General features: G+C 65.6%; 17 protein-coding genes. 6 read left to right on the forward strand and 11 right to left on the reverse strand.

Annotated elements, in window-relative coordinates:
- Window positions 1-28 precede the first annotated feature (28 nt).
- From WKW77_RS05790 to WKW77_RS05800, 3 genes are read left to right on the forward strand one after another with little or no spacing between them, the layout of a single operon-like run.
- Complete coding sequence (locus tag WKW77_RS05790; RefSeq protein WP_340355888.1) at window positions 29-1,003, forward strand: Bug family tripartite tricarboxylate transporter substrate binding protein; 975 nt, start codon at window positions 29-31, stop codon at window positions 1,001-1,003.
- Between the two features lie 11 nt (window positions 1,004-1,014).
- Window positions 1,015-1,797, forward strand: coding sequence for an SDR family oxidoreductase (locus WKW77_RS05795; protein ID WP_340355889.1), 783 nt, complete (start codon window positions 1,015-1,017; stop codon window positions 1,795-1,797).
- Between the two features lie 46 nt (window positions 1,798-1,843).
- On the forward strand, window positions 1,844-2,818 hold the full coding sequence (locus WKW77_RS05800; RefSeq protein ID WP_340355890.1) for a Bug family tripartite tricarboxylate transporter substrate binding protein: 975 nt from the start codon (window positions 1,844-1,846) through the stop codon (window positions 2,816-2,818).
- A gap of 10 nt (window positions 2,819-2,828) precedes the next feature.
- On the opposite strand, the gene WKW77_RS05805 is transcribed toward WKW77_RS05800, so the two are convergent.
- Together WKW77_RS05805 and WKW77_RS05810 are read right to left on the reverse strand one after the other, a co-directional pair.
- Window positions 2,829-3,797 carry a Bug family tripartite tricarboxylate transporter substrate binding protein gene (locus WKW77_RS05805; protein ID WP_340355891.1) on the reverse strand — a complete coding sequence of 323 codons (969 nt, stop codon included), beginning with the start codon at window positions 3,795-3,797 and terminating at the stop codon, window positions 2,829-2,831.
- A gap of 116 nt (window positions 3,798-3,913) precedes the next feature.
- Entirely contained in the window at window positions 3,914-4,801 is an 888-nt protein-coding gene (locus tag WKW77_RS05810) for a LysR family transcriptional regulator (RefSeq protein ID WP_340355892.1), read from the reverse strand.
- A 153-nt stretch (window positions 4,802-4,954) separates the two neighbouring features.
- Between WKW77_RS05810 and WKW77_RS05815 the strand changes: the two genes are divergently transcribed.
- The 3 genes from WKW77_RS05815 to WKW77_RS05825 all read left to right on the forward strand — a co-directional run bounded on the left by WKW77_RS05815 (window position 4,955) and on the right by WKW77_RS05825 (window position 7,026).
- Window positions 4,955-5,398: a VOC family protein gene (locus WKW77_RS05815; RefSeq protein WP_340355893.1), complete on the forward strand. Its 444-nt coding sequence runs from the start codon at window positions 4,955-4,957 to the stop codon at window positions 5,396-5,398.
- 28 nt (window positions 5,399-5,426) lie between these two features.
- Window positions 5,427-6,155, forward strand: coding sequence for a ribonuclease activity regulator RraA (locus WKW77_RS05820; protein ID WP_340355894.1), 729 nt, complete (start codon window positions 5,427-5,429; stop codon window positions 6,153-6,155).
- Window positions 6,156-6,240: 85 nt separating this feature from the next.
- Window positions 6,241-7,026, forward strand: coding sequence for an IclR family transcriptional regulator (locus WKW77_RS05825; RefSeq protein WP_340355895.1), 786 nt, complete (start codon window positions 6,241-6,243; stop codon window positions 7,024-7,026).
- 22 nt (window positions 7,027-7,048) lie between these two features.
- On the opposite strand, the gene WKW77_RS05830 is transcribed toward WKW77_RS05825, so the two are convergent.
- The 9 genes from WKW77_RS05830 to WKW77_RS05870 all read right to left on the reverse strand — a co-directional run bounded on the left by WKW77_RS05830 (window position 7,049) and on the right by WKW77_RS05870 (window position 15,533).
- Window positions 7,049-7,963, reverse strand: coding sequence for an SMP-30/gluconolactonase/LRE family protein (locus WKW77_RS05830; protein ID WP_340355896.1), 915 nt, complete (start codon window positions 7,961-7,963; stop codon window positions 7,049-7,051).
- Between the two features lie 15 nt (window positions 7,964-7,978).
- Window positions 7,979-8,785, reverse strand: coding sequence for an amidohydrolase family protein (locus WKW77_RS05835; protein WP_340356197.1), 807 nt, complete (start codon window positions 8,783-8,785; stop codon window positions 7,979-7,981).
- Between the two features lie 84 nt (window positions 8,786-8,869).
- On the reverse strand, window positions 8,870-9,841 hold the full coding sequence (locus WKW77_RS05840) for a Bug family tripartite tricarboxylate transporter substrate binding protein (protein WP_340355897.1): 972 nt from the start codon (window positions 9,839-9,841) through the stop codon (window positions 8,870-8,872).
- Window positions 9,842-9,882: 41 nt separating this feature from the next.
- Window positions 9,883-10,881 (reverse strand): Bug family tripartite tricarboxylate transporter substrate binding protein, encoded by a 999-nt coding sequence (locus WKW77_RS05845; RefSeq protein WP_340355898.1) that lies wholly within the window; start codon window positions 10,879-10,881, stop codon window positions 9,883-9,885.
- Window positions 10,882-10,891: 10 nt separating this feature from the next.
- Entirely contained in the window at window positions 10,892-11,914 is a 1,023-nt protein-coding gene (locus WKW77_RS05850; protein ID WP_340355899.1) for an MBL fold metallo-hydrolase, read from the reverse strand.
- A gap of 14 nt (window positions 11,915-11,928) precedes the next feature.
- Window positions 11,929-12,843 (reverse strand): hydroxyacid dehydrogenase, encoded by a 915-nt coding sequence (locus tag WKW77_RS05855; RefSeq protein ID WP_340355900.1) that lies wholly within the window; start codon window positions 12,841-12,843, stop codon window positions 11,929-11,931.
- Window positions 12,840-13,526: an RraA family protein gene (locus tag WKW77_RS05860; RefSeq protein ID WP_340355901.1), complete on the reverse strand. Its 687-nt coding sequence runs from the start codon at window positions 13,524-13,526 to the stop codon at window positions 12,840-12,842. The genes WKW77_RS05855 and WKW77_RS05860 overlap by 4 nt, the downstream gene beginning before the upstream one ends.
- A gap of 77 nt (window positions 13,527-13,603) precedes the next feature.
- On the reverse strand, window positions 13,604-14,605 hold the full coding sequence (locus tag WKW77_RS05865; protein WP_340355902.1) for a Bug family tripartite tricarboxylate transporter substrate binding protein: 1,002 nt from the start codon (window positions 14,603-14,605) through the stop codon (window positions 13,604-13,606).
- A 13-nt stretch (window positions 14,606-14,618) separates the two neighbouring features.
- Window positions 14,619-15,533, reverse strand: a complete 915-nt coding sequence (locus WKW77_RS05870; protein ID WP_340355903.1) for an amidohydrolase family protein — start codon at window positions 15,531-15,533, stop codon at window positions 14,619-14,621.
- Window positions 15,534-15,592: the final 59 nt, after the last annotated feature.

The following is a 15,592-nucleotide window of genomic DNA, read 5'->3' on the forward strand; positions in this document are numbered from 1 at the left end:
CCCTAGACCAAAGATCAGGAGACAAGACATGTTTGCAACCCGCTTTGCGGCCGCATTGGCCGGACTCTCGATGGCGCTCGCGCACGGTGCGTGCCTTGCCCAGGCCTTCCCGTCGAAACCGGTGACGCTGGTCGTGCCCTTTCCGCCCGGCGGAGGAACCGACACCGGCGCTCGCATCATGGCCGAGCAACTGGGCAAGCGCTGGGGCCATCCCGTGTTGGTGGACAACAAGGGCGGTGCGGCCGGACAGATCGGTGCCGACAACGTGGCGAAGGCCCGGCCCGATGGATACACGCTGCTGTTCGGCAATGTGGGGACGCAGTCGATCAACCCTTCCCTGTATCGCAAGCTTCCGTACGACCCCGACAAGGCTTTCGCACCGGTGTCGTTGGTCGCCGAACTGCCGTTGGCGCTCATGGTAAATCCGGCCGTCCCCGCCAAGACCCCCGCCGAACTGATCGCACTGGCCAAGTCGCAGCCGGGCCAGATGAGCTACAGCAGCTCGGGCGCCGGAAGCGCACCGCACCTGGCTGCGGAACTCTTCAAGGACAGTACGGGCACCTTCATCCTGCATGTGCCTTACCGCGGCGGCGGACCGGCCATCACCGACCTGCTCGGCGGACAAGTGCAGATGTCGTTCCTGACCGTGCTGGAAGCTTCCGGCCATATCAAGGCCGGCAGGCTGCGGGCGCTCGCCGTGACGAGCGACAAGCGGGTCTCGGCGCTGCCGGACGTGCCGACCCTCGCCGAGAGCGGTCTTCGCAACTTCAACGCGATCTCGTGGATCGGCCTGCTGGCGCCTGCGGGGACCCCGCCCGACATCGTGGAGCGCATCGCGACAGATGTGCGTGCCGTGCTGTCCGACGATGCCGTGAAGGCCCGGTTTGCAGCGCTCGGTGGGGTTCCCCGTGCGACCTCTCCGCAGGAGTTCGCCCGACTGATTGCCGATGACCGTGGCCGCTACGGCCAGATCATTCGCAGCCGAAACATCACCATCGACTGAGGACGTCTGCCATGGGCTACATCTTCGCGCCGACCGGCCATGTGCAATCCAGGATCGCACTCGTCACGGGTGCGGGCAGCGGCATCGGTCGCGCGACGGCCGCGGGTCTGTTGGACGACGGCTTCGTCGTCGTCCTCGCGGGCCGCCGCGCAGAACCCCTGCAAACACTGGCGGAGGAAGCCGCTGCACATGGCCGGGAGGCCCTGGCAGTGCCCACCGATGTCACAGATCCGGCGAGCGTGCAGGCGCTCTTCGACACCATCGAACGCACCTACGGCCGGCTCGACGTGGTCTTCAACAATGCCGGGGTCAATGCCCCGGCGGTGCCGGTGGATGAACTGCCCTTGGAGAAGTGGTTCAACGCGATCAATACCAACGTGACCGGGGTGTTCCTCTGCGCACGCGCCGCCTTCGCACTGATGCGTCGGCAGTCACCGCAAGGCGGGCGGATCATCAACAACGGGTCGATCTCCGCGCACGCGCCGCGTCCTTTCACGGCCCCGTACACGGCCAGCAAGCACGCGGTCACCGGACTGACCAAGGCCCTGGCGCTGGACGGCCGGGCCTTCGACATCGTCGCCAGCCAGATCGATGTCGGCAATGCCCTGACGGAGTTGTCCGAACGCATGACGCGTGGCGTGCTCCAGGCCAACGGCACCGTGGCACCCGAGCCCATGATGCCTGCCGTGCACGTGGCCAATGCCGTGCGGCACATCGCGGCGCTGCCGCTGGATGTGAATGTGCTCACGATGACCGTCATGGCCAGTTCCATGCCTTTCGTCGGTCGAGGCTGAAGCCGCCAGGACCCTTCCGTTCCCCATCGAAGCCCAGGAGACCCCCGTGCCACGCATTTCGCCGTTCAAGCTTCTCGCCGCCGCGCTCGCCGCCGTGCTGGCCACCAGTACCGTTGCCGCGGAGAGCTATCCCAGCCGTCCCATCAAGATCATCGTGCCGGCTCCGCCGGGCGGTGCCATCGACATCCTGGCCCGCGTTGTCGGCAACAAGCTCTCCATGTCGATGGGTCAGCCGGTCGTCATCGACAACCGACCCGGCGCTTCGAACAACCTGGGCACCGAGGTGCTCGCGAAGTCGGTGCCGGACGGCTACACCATCGGGATCGTCGGCGGCAGCCACACCATCAACAAGTTTCTGTTCAAGAACCTCGGGTGGGATCCGCAGAAGAGCTTCGAGCCCATCGTCTATACGCACGAGGTCCCGCTGGTCTTCGCCGTCTATCGCGAGATTCCGGTCAAGACGCTGCCCGAACTCGTGACGTGGATGAAGGCTCATCCGGACCAGGCGAAAGTTGCGACGTCCGGCCGCGGCAGCGCGCAGGAGATGGCAGCGGAGTTGTTTCGCCTCGCCAGCGGCGTGCCCATGCTGATGGTGCCCTACAAAGGCTCGTCCGCGGCCCAGCCGGATCTGCTGGCCGGCCGGACCATCCTGTACATCGACACCGTGAGTGCGATCCAGGCGCAGGTGAAGGCCGGTTCGGTGCGTGGCGTCGCGGTGACCTCGCTCAGGCGCGCTTCTTCTCTGCCCGATGTCCCCACTGCCGACGAACAAGGCCTCAAGGGCTATGAGGCCAACACGAATGGTGGCTTCCTCGCCCCGTCGGGCACTCCGCAACCCATCATTGCCAGGCTCAATGCCGAGATCAACGCGGCCCTCCAGCAGCCGGACGTGCGCGAGAAGCTGGAAGCCGCCGGCATCGAGGTGCAGGGCGGCACGGCACAAGAATACGCGGCGCGAATGAAGGCCGACATCGGCAAATGGGGCAAGGTCATTCGCGAGGCCGGGATTCAGCCTGAATGAGCAAGCAGCATCAGTCGATCTTGGCGCCCGAGTCTTTGACCAGCTTTCCCCAGCGAGGAATATCCTCGCGCAGGAGCTTGGCGAACTGCTCAGGCGTTCCGCCGGTCACGTCGGCGCCCTGATTGGCGAGCTTCTGCTTCAGTTCAGGCTCTTGCAGCGCCTTGTTGATGTCCGCATTGAGCTTGCTCACCACTTCCTTGGGCAGGTTGGCGGGGCCCGACACCGCGAACCACGAAACGGATTCAAAACCCTTGTAGCCAGACTCCGAGACGGTGGGCACCTGTGGCAAGTCGTGCACGCGCTGCAACGACGTCACGGCAAGCGGACGCATCTTTCCGCTCTTGATGTGAGGCAGCAAGGTCGTGACCGTGGAGAAGTAGAGCTGGACCTGTCCACTGATCACGTCGGTGGCCCCCTGCGTTGCGCCTTTGTAGGGGATATGCGTGAACTTGACGCCAGCGGCCTTCTGCAGGGATTCCGCCGCCAGGTGCGCGACCGTGCCGTTGCCGGAAGAGGCATAGTTGATTGCATCGGGCTTTGCCTTGGCAACCTTGATGACATCCGCGAGCGTCTTGTAGGGCGTGGCTTGGCCCGCCACGATCACCAGTGGCGAACTCGCCACCAGACTCACAGGAGTGAGATCCTTGAGGGGATCGTAGGGCAGCTTCGTATAGAGCGTCGGGTTGATGGCGAGGTTGCTGGTCTGACCCAGAACCAGCGTGTAGCCATCGGGCGCTGCTTTCGCGGCCGCGTCGACGCCCAGATTGCCGCCCGAGCCGGGCTTGTTGTCCACGACAAAGGTGTAGCCGTAGGTCGTGAGCTTGTTGGTCAGCTCTCGCGCGATGATGTCCGTTCCGCCGCCTGCGGGAAAGGGAACGATCAGCCGAATCGGCTTGGATGGCCACGTCTCCGCGTGGGCCGCGAAGGCGAGCAGGGATGCGGCGGCAAACGTGAGAACCGCACGGCGGGGAAATTGCATGAGTCTTGTCTCCAATGAAGCGCCTCGGCGGCGCATGGGGAGACTCTAGAAGCCGGTTGCGTTCTGCACAATCCGGTTTCACGGTGTGGACCGTGGTGCGGCGTGCGAAACGACAGTCATGAAAAGCCTGCTGCGTCACGGATTGGCGCGAGCCCTACGCCCTCGGCAATCATCTCCGCCAGGTCCTTGTGAGCAGATCCACCGGGCCACAGCAAGCCAATCTCGCGACACGGAGCGTCTTCCAGCGGGAGCGTCACGAGGTCGGGGGAGAGCGCATGCGCACGCGCCCAATCAGGGACCAGCGACACGCCCATATCGAGTCTCACCAGGACCTCGAGCGCTTCGAGCGCATCGAGTTCCGCCCGCTCCTTGGGCCGAATGCGCTTCGACACCAGAAACTGGTCCGCGAGAGATCCGCCCCAGTTGTTCCTGTCGTACCGGATCAGGGGTTGGGTCGTCAGAAGCTGCAGGGGATCCGTGGATCGATGCCGACGGTGGGCGAGTACCACCAGTGGTTCGCGGCGAACGGGCCGCCAGACCAGGGACTTCGGCAACGCAAAGGGTGGCGCCACCACGAGCGCGATGTCCAGTTGGTCTCGCTGGAGGGCGTGGTACAGGTCTCTGGACACGCCGGCTTCCAGTCGAAGCTCCACGTGCGGATACCGGGTGCACAGCCGCCGCAATCGCTCCGGCAACCAGCCGCTGAGCGCCGTGCTGATCGACCCAAGCCGCAGAACGCCGGGAACCTGCTCGCCCGCCACTGCGGAGCGAAGCTCTCGCAGAGCCTTCTGGAGTGTTCCGGCGCTGGCCGCGAGGCGCAGACCCGATTCCGTCGCACGCACGGTTCGGCCGGAGCGGATCAGCAGCTTCTGCCCGAACTCGGTCTCCAGGGCATCGACACGAGCGGCCAGCGCGGTCGCGGTGATGTTCAGTCGACGCGCGGCCTCTGCGATCGATCCGCACTCGACCACGACAACGAAGCTGTCCACGAATTGGGTCTGCATTCCAGGGCAAGGATTTTCTTCAGTCTAAAACAGGAAAAACACGTTTCTGCAAACGCAGGGCGACGTCGAGAATCCCGAGGTCGAACCGCGAAGGCTCCATCGAGAGTTGCGAGCATTGGCGGGATTGCTGTCCGAGTTTTTGTTGGAGCTCACATGCCTACCCCTGCGCAAGACGCGGCGACGTTGCCGCCTTTTCACCTCGCTTTTCCCGTTCGTGACCTCGGTGAAGCCCGTCGTTTCTATGGGGACGTGCTGGGTTGCTCCGAAGGTCGAAGCTCGCCGGAGTGGGTCGACTTCAACTTCCATGGTCACCAGATCGTGGCGCACCTCGCTCCCGATGCCTGTCTCGAGGTGGGAACCAGCCAGGTCGATGGCCACGGCGTGCCGGTTCGCCATTTCGGTGTGGTGCTGCCGATGGACCAGTGGCGGTCGATGGCGGATCGACTCACCGCCCTGGGCACCGAGTTCGTGATCAAGCCGTATGTCCGTTTCAAAGGCGAGGCCGGGGAGCAGGCGACCATGTTCTTTCACGACCCATCGGGCAATGCGATCGAGATCAAGGCCTTCGCCGACCTCTCTTCGCTCTTTGCCAAGTAGTCCAGCCATTCAATCCACCGCGCACATCATGAACATCGAATCCCAAGCTCTGGACCCCGGTATCAAGGCCGCACTGACCCAGGTCTCGACCGCCACGCTGACGACCGTGTTGCTCAAGCACGGTCTGCGCAATGTGTGGATTCGCGGCACCCGACCCATCGCTCCGGGCCAGCTTCGCATCGTTGGAAGGGCGTTCACTTTGCGCTTCGTCCCCGCGCGCGAGGATCTAGCGACCCCGGCCTCGTGGGGGTCGCCGATCTCGACGCGCGCAGCCATCGAAGCCATGCCCGAAGGATGCGTTGCGGTGGTGGGCGCGATGCGCACCACCGACGCGGGCATCTTCGGAGACATCCTGTGCGCCCGGATGAAGAAGAAGGGAGTGGCCGCGCTGGTGACCGATGGTGTCGTGCGCGATGTCGAAGGCGTGCTGGGTACGGGCCTTGCCGTGTGGTGCCAAGGGACTGCCGCACCACCCTCCGTGGCCGGACTGACGTTTGTCGGATGGCAGGAATCCATCGACTGCGGCGGTGTTGCGGTATTCCCCAACGACGTGATCGTGGTCGATCAAGACGGCGCCGTGCTGATTCCCGCTGCGTTGCTCGACGAAATCGTCAGCGAGTCGGTCGAGCAGGAGCGGCTCGAGGCCTGGATCATGGAGCAGGTCGGCCACGGCGCAGAGTTGCCTGGCCTCTATCCACCGAACGAGGCCAACAGGGCCAGGTATCAGGCGTGGAAGGCGAGCGGCGCGAAGGCGTGAATCACCTGAAGTGCCAGGGTAAGCATGGAACTCGCATGGTTGCACCAAGTACCATCGCGTTGCATACAGTGAACCGAGGTGCAGCATGCGCAAGGACAGCAAGGACAGCAAGGACGGCAACGACAGCAAGGACGAGCCGGTCGCGGAGCGCGACGGCGGGGTGATTGCAGTCACCCGGGCACTGTCCCTGATGGAAGCATTTCGGGTGGGAGAGTCGGCTCTGTCGCTCGCGGAGTTGAGCCGCCGCGGCGGCATGCACAAGACAACGGTGTTACGACTCGCACGCACGCTGGCCCAGTCCAACTACATGGTGCAGACGGACGACGGCCAGTGGCGGCTCGGGCCTGCCGCGGGATGGCTTGGCGCGCGCTATCAGGCGGGCTTCGACGTCAACAACGTCGTCGAGCCGGGCCTGCACGAACTGGTCAAGCTGACCGGCGAAAGCGCGTCCTTCTACGTGCGCGAGGGCGACATCCGATCCTGCGTCGCACGGGTGGAGGGGCCCCAGTCCGTGCGGCACAACGTCCGGATCGGCGAGCGCCTGCCGCTGAACCTGGGTGCCCCGGGCCGGGTGATCCTCGCGTTCAGCGGCGCGAAGGGAGAGCCCTACGAATCCATCCGTTCGCGCGGCTTCCATATTTCCATGGGAGAGCGTGAGTCCGAGGTGTCGAGCGTGGCGGCGCCGGTGTTCCGGACGAACTGGAATCTGCTCGGGTCGATGTGCATCTCGGGGCCGAGTTCGCGCCTCACCAAGGCGAAGCTCGAGAAGTACGCCAAGAGCGTGGTGCAGGCGGCCAACAAGCTGTCGTACGCCCTGGCCGGCGAGCGCTCGGCAGCGACGCCGCCGGTCGTCTCGAAATGGCACCCATAGCGCCGGCGCGAGGGCGCTGATCTCAGCGTCGCGCCAAGGGCAATCCTGGAACCTCCATGTCGGCGCACAGGACGCGGCCGTGCGTCGAATCGGTGACGAACAGCGTTCGTCGGTCGGGGCCGCCAAAGGCAAGGTTGGTGATCGACGCACCGGGCGGTCCGCGCAACACCTCGATGGGCTCGGCCCGTCCGTTGAGCACCCATACATAGCCCAGGCCCGGGTTGGCGATCAGCAGCCGGCCCTGCGCATCCACCGCCAGTCCATCGGGACCGCTCGGGCCGTAGGAGGTGAAGAACTGGCCGACCTTCGACACGCTTCCATCGGGCAGCAAGGGGACGCGCCACACGCAGTTGCCCCGTGTCACCGCGAGGTACAGCACCTTGCCGTCAGGTGACAGCGCGACGCCGTTGGGGCTGGGGATGTTGTCCAGCAGCAGATCGAGCCGGCCATCACGGCCCAGACGGTAAAGCCGCCCGGTGGGATCGTGCAGGCCAGTCTGGCCCTGGTCGGTGAAGTAGAGGTTGCCCGAGGCATCGAACACCAGGTCGTTGACGCCCTTGAATCGTTCGCTGTTGCGGCGCGCAAGGAAAGGCGCGACGCGGCCACTTCCGACGTCGACCTGCGTCAACCCGTTCTTGTAGTCGGTGACGAGCAGCGTCGCTGCGTCGAGGAACTTCATGCCGTTGGGTTCGCCGTCGTACTCGGCCACCAGCGACCAGCCGCCCTGCGGATCGATGCGAAAGATCCGCCCCCAGGGAATGTCCGTGACGTAGAGATTGCCGGCATCGTCGAAGACGGGCCCTTCGAGGAACGAATCGGTCGGCGCGCCGCCACGATTGGCATCCGCCCATGCGCTTCGCTCGGGCCGGCGGAAATGATCGGGCATCGCGCTGAACAGGTTCAGTTCGCGGACATGGGGTGGCTGGATGAGAAACATGGGGTGGTGATCCGATCAGGAAAAGAAGCCATAGAGCCCTGCAGGGTTATCGACCAGGATTCGGTCCATCACCGCGTCGTCGTCGGAGCACCATGTACCGAGCAGATCGACGAGCGCAGCGTCATCCACGGTCCCGTGCGACTCGGTCGTGTGCGGCCAGTCGCTTCCCCAGACGAGCCGATGCGGCGCGGAGCGCACCAGCGCTTGCCCCCAAGGCACCGTGTCCGCGTAAGAGGGCCCTCCGGTCGACGAACGCATGTACGCGCCCGAGAGTTTCACCCAGGTGTTGCCGGAGTCGACGAGCTGCATCAGAACGGCGACGGCTTCAGTCTCCCGGCTTGAATCGAGGAGTCCAAGATGATCGATGACCACGGGCACCGGAAGCGCCCTGAGAACAGCGGCCAGCTCGATCAGCTGCTCCGGACGCATCAGGACCTGGATGTGCCATCCGAGCCGAACCGCCTTCGAGGCCAGCGTGGTCAGCATGGCCGGCGTCGTGGCGCCCCATGACTGCGGCGTCACGAAGTTCACGCGAAGGCCGCAGACGCCATGTGACGCCAGGCGGTCGAGCTCGGCTTCGGGCACATCCTGGTTCACCACGGCAATGCCTCGGGCCTCGGAGCCCAACTGCGCGAGTGCATCGAGCGTGCACGCGTTGTCCGCGCCATAGGTCGACGGCGTCACCACGACCGCCCGGCTCGTTCCCAGGCGCTCCTGCAGGCCTCGATAGGCGGAAACCGGCGCGCAGGGCGGCTGACGCGTCCAGTGCGGCGAGGGCGGGAACCGCGGATCGAAGATGTGCATGTGGCTGTCGCACGCCATCGGCGGCAGCCGGCGCGCAGGCCGCGCCGTACCGGCCGAATGCGGCACCGGCTGCGAAAGCGTGGGCCTCGAGGTCACGGCGCGTCAGTCCAGCTTGATGTCGCCCTTGCGCACGACCTCGCCCCACTTCGCGTCTTCCCTCCTGAGGAAGGTGGCGAACTCCTCGGGCGTGGATCCGACGGGCTGGGCGCCCAGGTCGCTCAGGCGTTTCTGCACCTCATCCTCCTTCAGGACTTCGACCAGGGCACGCTGAAGCTTCTCGGTGATTTCCTTCGGCGTCCTGGCGGGCAACAGCATGCCATTCCATTCGAAGGCTTCATAGCCCGGAATGACGGTCTCGGCGACGGTTGGCACATCCGGCAGGCGAGGCGATCGTTTCGGCGACGACACGGCCAACGCGCGAAGCTTGCCCGAGCTGATCAGCGGGTAGCTTGCGGCGACCGTCGCGAACATGAAGTCGACTTGGCCGCCCATCACGTCGGTGATCGCCGGGCCGCCGCTCTTGTACGGCACATGGACCATGTCGAGGCCCAGCTTCTGGCGGAACAGCTCCGACGCAAGGCGCTGCACCGTGCCGCTGCCGCCCGAGGCGAAGTTCACCTTGCCGGGCTGGGCCTTGGCCTTCGCGACGAGGTCGTTGACGGTCTTGAAGGGCGAATCTGCCTTGACGATCAGCGCATTGGGCGCCAGCAGCACCAGAGACAGCGGCTGCAGGGCGCCCGCAGCGAACGGCATCTTGGGAAAGAGGTGCGGATTGATGGAGTAGGGCGTCGCGTCGTACAGCACGGTGTAGCCGTCGGGTGCGGCCTTGGCGACATAGGCGGCGCCGATGGTGCCGCTCGCGCCTGCGCGGTTGTCGACGATCACGGTGGCGCCGAGCTTGGCGCCCAGCCGCGCGGAAACGACCCGTGCGACCGCATCCGCAGCGCCGCCCGGCGCATAGGGCACGACGACGGTGATGGTCCGGTCGGGATAGGCCGCGTGCGCAGCGAAGGCAGCAAGCGCAAGGGCTGCGACGACGGTGCGGCGGGCGAACGAGAACTTGAACGAAGACATGGTGTGGATTCCGGTTTCAGAAGAGGGGGGCGGCTCTGTGGTCACTCGGCCTTGATGTCGAGTTCGCGTGCGAGCTGCGTGTAGCTCTGCACTTCGCGCTGGAGCTGGTCGCCGAACGCGGAACCGCACACGCTCTGCGACTCCATGCCCAGGCCCTTCAGCTTTTCCTGCGTCGACGGGGCTTGCGCAAATGCCTGCGCCGTCTTTTGCAGTGTGGCAACCACTTCGGGCGGCGTGCCCGCCGGCGCGAGCAGTCCGTACCAGATGTCCGCCCGGTAGCCCTTCACGCCGGCTTCCTCGAACGTGGGCACCTGCGGCAGAAGCGACGAGCGCTGCGGCGACGCCACGGCGAGGGCGGTCAGCTTGCCTGCCTGGATCTGCGGAAGGACGGAGCCGAGCGTGGCGAAGGAACTGTCCACCTGGCCGCCCATCAGGTCCGTCACGACTTGCGCTGCCCCTTTGTAAGGGATGTGGTTCATGCGGGTGCCGGTCAGGCGGGTGAACTGCTCGCTCGCGAAGTGACCCGAGCTGCCGGTGCCTGGCGTGGCATAGGTGCGCTTGCCGGGCTCCGCCTTCACCTGCTGAAGGAAGGCGGCAAGGGTCGGCGTCTTCATCGACGGGCCCACCACGAGCACCGTCGGGCTCACGGCCACCGTGCAAAGCGGCACGAAGGATCGAACCGAATCGAACTTGACCCGGGCGCTGTAGAGCGCCGGGATCATGGTGTGGTTCGTGGCGCCGACGAGCAGTGTGTAGCCGTCGGCAGGCGCGCTTGCCACGGCCTCGGCCGCAAGAATCGTGTTGGCGCCCGGCTTGTTGTCGATGACGAAAGGCTTGCCGAGCGACCGCGCGGCGAAGTCGGCGAAGGCTCGCGCGACCACATCGGTCGGCCCACCGGCCGAGAAGCCGACGATGACTCGCACGGGCTTGGAGGGGTAGTTGGCCGCATCCGCGTGAGCAAGCGGTATCGCTGCGGCAAACAGCGCCGCACTCAGGCATGCGGTCCGGCGCAAAGTCTTGGAATGGCTTGGGTGATGCATGTCTTGTCTCCTACGGCTGCAGCACGAATCTGTCGCGCTGCGCCTGTGCGCATTCGTCCATGACGGTCAGTGCGCGCTCGACCGTCGGCGTGCCCTGGACGAAGGGGTTCGGTTCTCGGGGGCCTGATTTCCGCAATTCGGCAAGCTTGGTCTGCGAACCGTCGACCCGGGAGTGGTTCGAGATCAGGACGTCGATGTCCTGAGCCTTGGCCACGGATGCCATCCGCCGCGCCGACTCGCTGTAGCTGACCAGTCGTGGCACATCCTTGCCGAAGTTGAAGCCCGTGCCACCCCATAGCATGACGCGGTGCTTCTCGCCTTTCCATTGCGCATCGAACACCGGAGAAAGCGTACCGAGCGTGTGCCCCGGGGTCAGGTACAGCGTCACGGAGGTGTCACCCAGCGTGATGCGATCGCCGTCCTTGACCGAGATGTCCCGCCTGGGTGGTGCGCCCCAGATGGGCGTGGCGAACTCGAGGCGGGTTTCGGTCATCGTCCAGTCGGAATCGCTCATCACTACTCGGGCCCCGTACTTCTGCGCAAGGTAGGGCGCGCCGCCGTAGTGATCGCCATGGCCGTGCGTCACGATCACGTACCTGATCTGCGATGGGTCCAGGCCCAGCTTGCGCATGCCGGCTTCGATCAGCGCGGCGGCCTCCATCTGGTTGTTGAGCGCATCGATCAGGATGATCCCGTCGGACGTCCGGATCGCCCAGGCACTGACCCAATCGGCGCCGACGAAGTACAGGTTGTCGAAGGCCTTGCCCGGAGGCGGCGCAGGCTTGTCGATGAGTGCCAGAAGGCCCTTGTCCAGTTCGCTCTGCGGCGCGCGCGAGGCGGGGGCGGGCTTGCAGAGCGAAAGCAACTCGCCCAGATCGCCGCCTGCGGCTTTCGTGGCGGCCGCGACGTGCGCGGCGATCGTTGCTTCGGACGCCGTGCCATCCAATGCTCGTGACGGCGTCTGGGCGCATGCCGCGAGGGACACGACGAAGGACGTGGCAGCAACTCTCATCAGGCAGCGTGAGTCGGGCATCGGTGTTCCCTTGGTCAAGCGTGGGCAAGAACGGCGAGCAGGTTCCGGGCAGCGCCGACACCCATGTTCACGTAAGCATCTCCGGTGACGCCGCCGATGTGCGGGCTCATCACGATGCGCTCCTGCTTCTGGAAAGGATGGCCGGCGGTCAGCGGTTCGATGGCAAACGAGTCCAGGCCTGCGCTCGCGACCTGACCGGCCTGGATCGCAGCCAGCAGCGCGCCCTCGTCGACGAGACCTCCACGCGCGGTATTGACGATGATCACGCCCCGCTTGCACTTCCCGAGTGCCGTCGCGTTCAGCATGCCGCGGTTGTCGTCGGTGAGCGGACAGTGCAGCGAGACGACATCCGATTCGCGCCAGATGGTGTCGAGGTCCACGACCTTGATGTAGTCGGGTACGTCCTTGGCATAGGGATCGAAGCCGATCACGCGCATGCCCATCGCGTCCGCCATCCTGGCGAAGCGCTGCCCGATGGCACCGAGGCCGACCAGCCCCACGGTCCGGCTCCCGAGTTCGAGGCTCTTGTGGGTTGCCTTGTCCCAGTGGCCGTGATGCATGCGATCGTTGAGCTCGACCACCGACTTGGCGCAGGCCAGCATGAGCGCGAGCGATTGTTCGGCCACCGCCGCCGCATTGGCCCCGACCGCGGCGACGACCTCGATGCCGCGCGCCTTGGCTGCGACCTTGTCGATCGTGTCCGTGCCGGTGCCGTGCTTGGCGATGACCTTCAAGGCAGGAGCCGCGTCCATCATCGCGGCGGTGACCTTGCCATAGCGCACGATGATGGCGACCGGGTTGTGCCTCCTGCAGAGAGCGACCATGTCCTCTTCTGTCGGCGTCTTGCCTGCATAGACCATTTCGTAGCCGTCGAGCAATTCGAGAGCCTGCGGGGCGAGGTCCGCACCCGTCACGACGATGGTGCTCACAGCGATTCCCCTTCCTTGAGCACGCCGGCGGCGCGCAGAGCGGCGGGCAGCCATTTGGACGCGGTGTCCCCACGGTTGATGGCCTCCTGGCGTGCGGTTTCGTCCGCGAGTTTCTTGTCGGCGAGGGCCAGCATGGCGGGCGCCTTTTCGCGTTCGATCACGACCACGCCATCGGCGTCGCCGACGATCAGGTCGCCCGGATTCACCATCGTGCCGCCTGCGGAGATGGTGTGGTTGATGCGACCCGGCACGAACTTCGTCGGCCCTGCGGGATTGAAGCCCGCGCTGAAGACAGGAAAGCCCAGTTCCAGCAGGTCGAGCTTGTCGCGGATGGCGCCGTCGACGATCACGCCGGCCAGGCCCTGCTTCTTGCAGGCGCTGAGCATCAGCGTGCCCATCAGCGCAGCGGTCTGGTCGCCCTTGCCGTCGATCACCAGGACGTCGCCGGGCTTGGCCAGCGCGATCGCGGCGTGGACCATCAGGTTGTCTCCGGGGCGCACTTCGACCGTGAAGGCAGGCCCGGCGACGGCCATGCTGTGGTGAACGGGAGCGACGCGGGCGTTCATCGTGCCGCGACGTCCCGCGACGTCCGCCAGGATGGCGGCCTGGAAGGTTGCCGCCTTGGCGACGACGTCGGCGGACACGCGTTCGAACTCGCGAACGATTTCAGGAAGCTGGCTCATGGTGATGGGTCTCTCGAGGGTTGGAAGAGGAGGGGAAGAAGACAGGTGGAAGACAGGAACGGGCGAAACGGATCGCCTCACTCGGCCTTGATGTTTCCCTTGCGGATGACCTCGCCCCATTTGGCGAAGTCGGCTTTCTGCAGGTCGCCGAGTTGTTGCGGAGTACCGCCGACGAGGGTCACGCCCAACTTGTCGGCGAGCGCAGCCACGGACGGATCTTTCAGTGCGGCATTGATCTCGCGGTTCAGTCGCTCGACGACAGGCACAGGCGTGCCGGCAGGCGCGAAGACGGCCTGCCATTGCTCGACCACGAAGTTCTTCATGCCGGCTTCGCCCATCGTGGGGACATCCGGGAGCGCCTTGAGGCGAGCCGCCGAGGTCACTGCAAGCGCGCGCAACTTTCCCGACTGGACATGGGGAAGCGCCGCGGCCGCAGGAGCGAACATGAAGTTCACCTGCCCACCCAGGGTGTCCTGCAGCGCAGGCACGTCGCCCTTGTAGGGCACATGGATGAACTGCACGCCGGCTTGCTGCTTGAGCAGTTCGCCCTGCATCTGCAGGACCGTCCCGGTTCCTCCCGAAGCGAAAGCCAGCTTGCCTGGTTGTGCCTTTGCAGCGGCTATCAGGTCGGCAACGGTCTTGTAGGGCTCATTGATTCCGACGACCAGAATGTGCGGGATCGTGCCGATCGTCACCACCGGCGCGAAGCTCTTGATCGGGTCGTAGGGAAGCTTCACCATCAGGTGAGGCGCAATGGCCTGCGGGCCGATGGACGTGCCCAGCAGCGTGAAGCCATCCGGCGCGGCCTTTGCGACGTAGGCGGCGCCGATGGTTCCCGTCGCGCCGGCGCGGTTGTCGACGATCACGTTGGTGCCGAGCGCGCTGGCTATCCGCTGCGCGACGCTGCGGCCCAGCACGTCCGTGCTTCCACCCGGAGGGTACGGAACGACCCATGTGATGACGCGGCCCGTCGGCCAGTTGCTTTCGGCGAATGCGCCGAAGGGCGCCGCCAAGGCGAGGCCGCCCAGGAGAAGGCCTCTGCGAAGCGGCGAGGACGGCGGATGGCTGCTTTTCGTCATGTCTCTTTGTCTTTCAATGGCGGGTGGTCGAGGCGGCAAAGCCGTAGAGGGCACGCGGGTTGTCGACGAGCACGCGATGAAACAGGCCCTCATCTGCGCTCCAGTCGGCCAACCGGTCGATCTGGTTCGCGTCGTCCGGCATGGGTTGGAGGCCCGCTGACGCGGTGGCGTGGGGCCAGTCACTTCCCCAGATGACACGGTCGGGCGCAGCGTCGAGATAGCTGCGAGCCAGGGGAGCCAGGGCCGGATCGTCGGTGGAGGCCTGCGCGCTCACGAGGTAGCCGCCGGACAACTTGACCCATGCCCGGCCTTCCCGGAGCAACGCGAGCACGAGGGCATGCGCAGCATGACTGCCTGCCTGGGCGGGGGCGATGCGGCCGAAATGATCGAAGACCAGTGGCACCGGCAGCCGGTGCAACGTGTCGCCGAGCGTTGCAAGGACCTCGGGCGACATCAGCAGTTGAAGGTGCCAGCCCAGTTCGGCGATGCGATGTGCGATGGGCGCAAGCATCTGGACCGAACCCGTCACACCCAACGACAGGTTGAGGCGAACGCCGCGGACGCCCTGCGCGTGGAATTCCTCAAGCTGTGCGTCGCTCTCCGAGCCGCCGATGACCGCGACACCGCGGCCCTCCGCGCCGAGTACGGCCAGCGCCTGCAGCATGACCCGGTTGTCTGTGCCGTAGGTCGAAGGCGTGACGAGGACGGCGCGGCGCGTGCCTATGCGCTGCTGAAGAAGGCGATAGTCGAAGATCGATGCGTCCGGAGGAAGAAGGCGTGCACCCGGCGCGGTCGGAAAGCGGCTGTCGTAGACATGCAGATGGCAATCGCATGCATCGTGGGGCACGAGCGCGGCGGGTGGCTGCGAGCCAGCCGAGTAAGGCACCCCGGCCGGAACATGGCTGTGAACGCTTTGCGAAGCGGGCATCTGTCTGTCTCCGAATTTCCCCAGCGTCTGCGCGCTGGGTTGGGGGAGACTTTAGATGG

It is taken from the genome of Variovorax ureilyticus (assembly GCF_037889935.1).
Lineage (GTDB): Bacteria > Pseudomonadota > Gammaproteobacteria > Burkholderiales > Burkholderiaceae_C > Variovorax > Variovorax ureilyticus.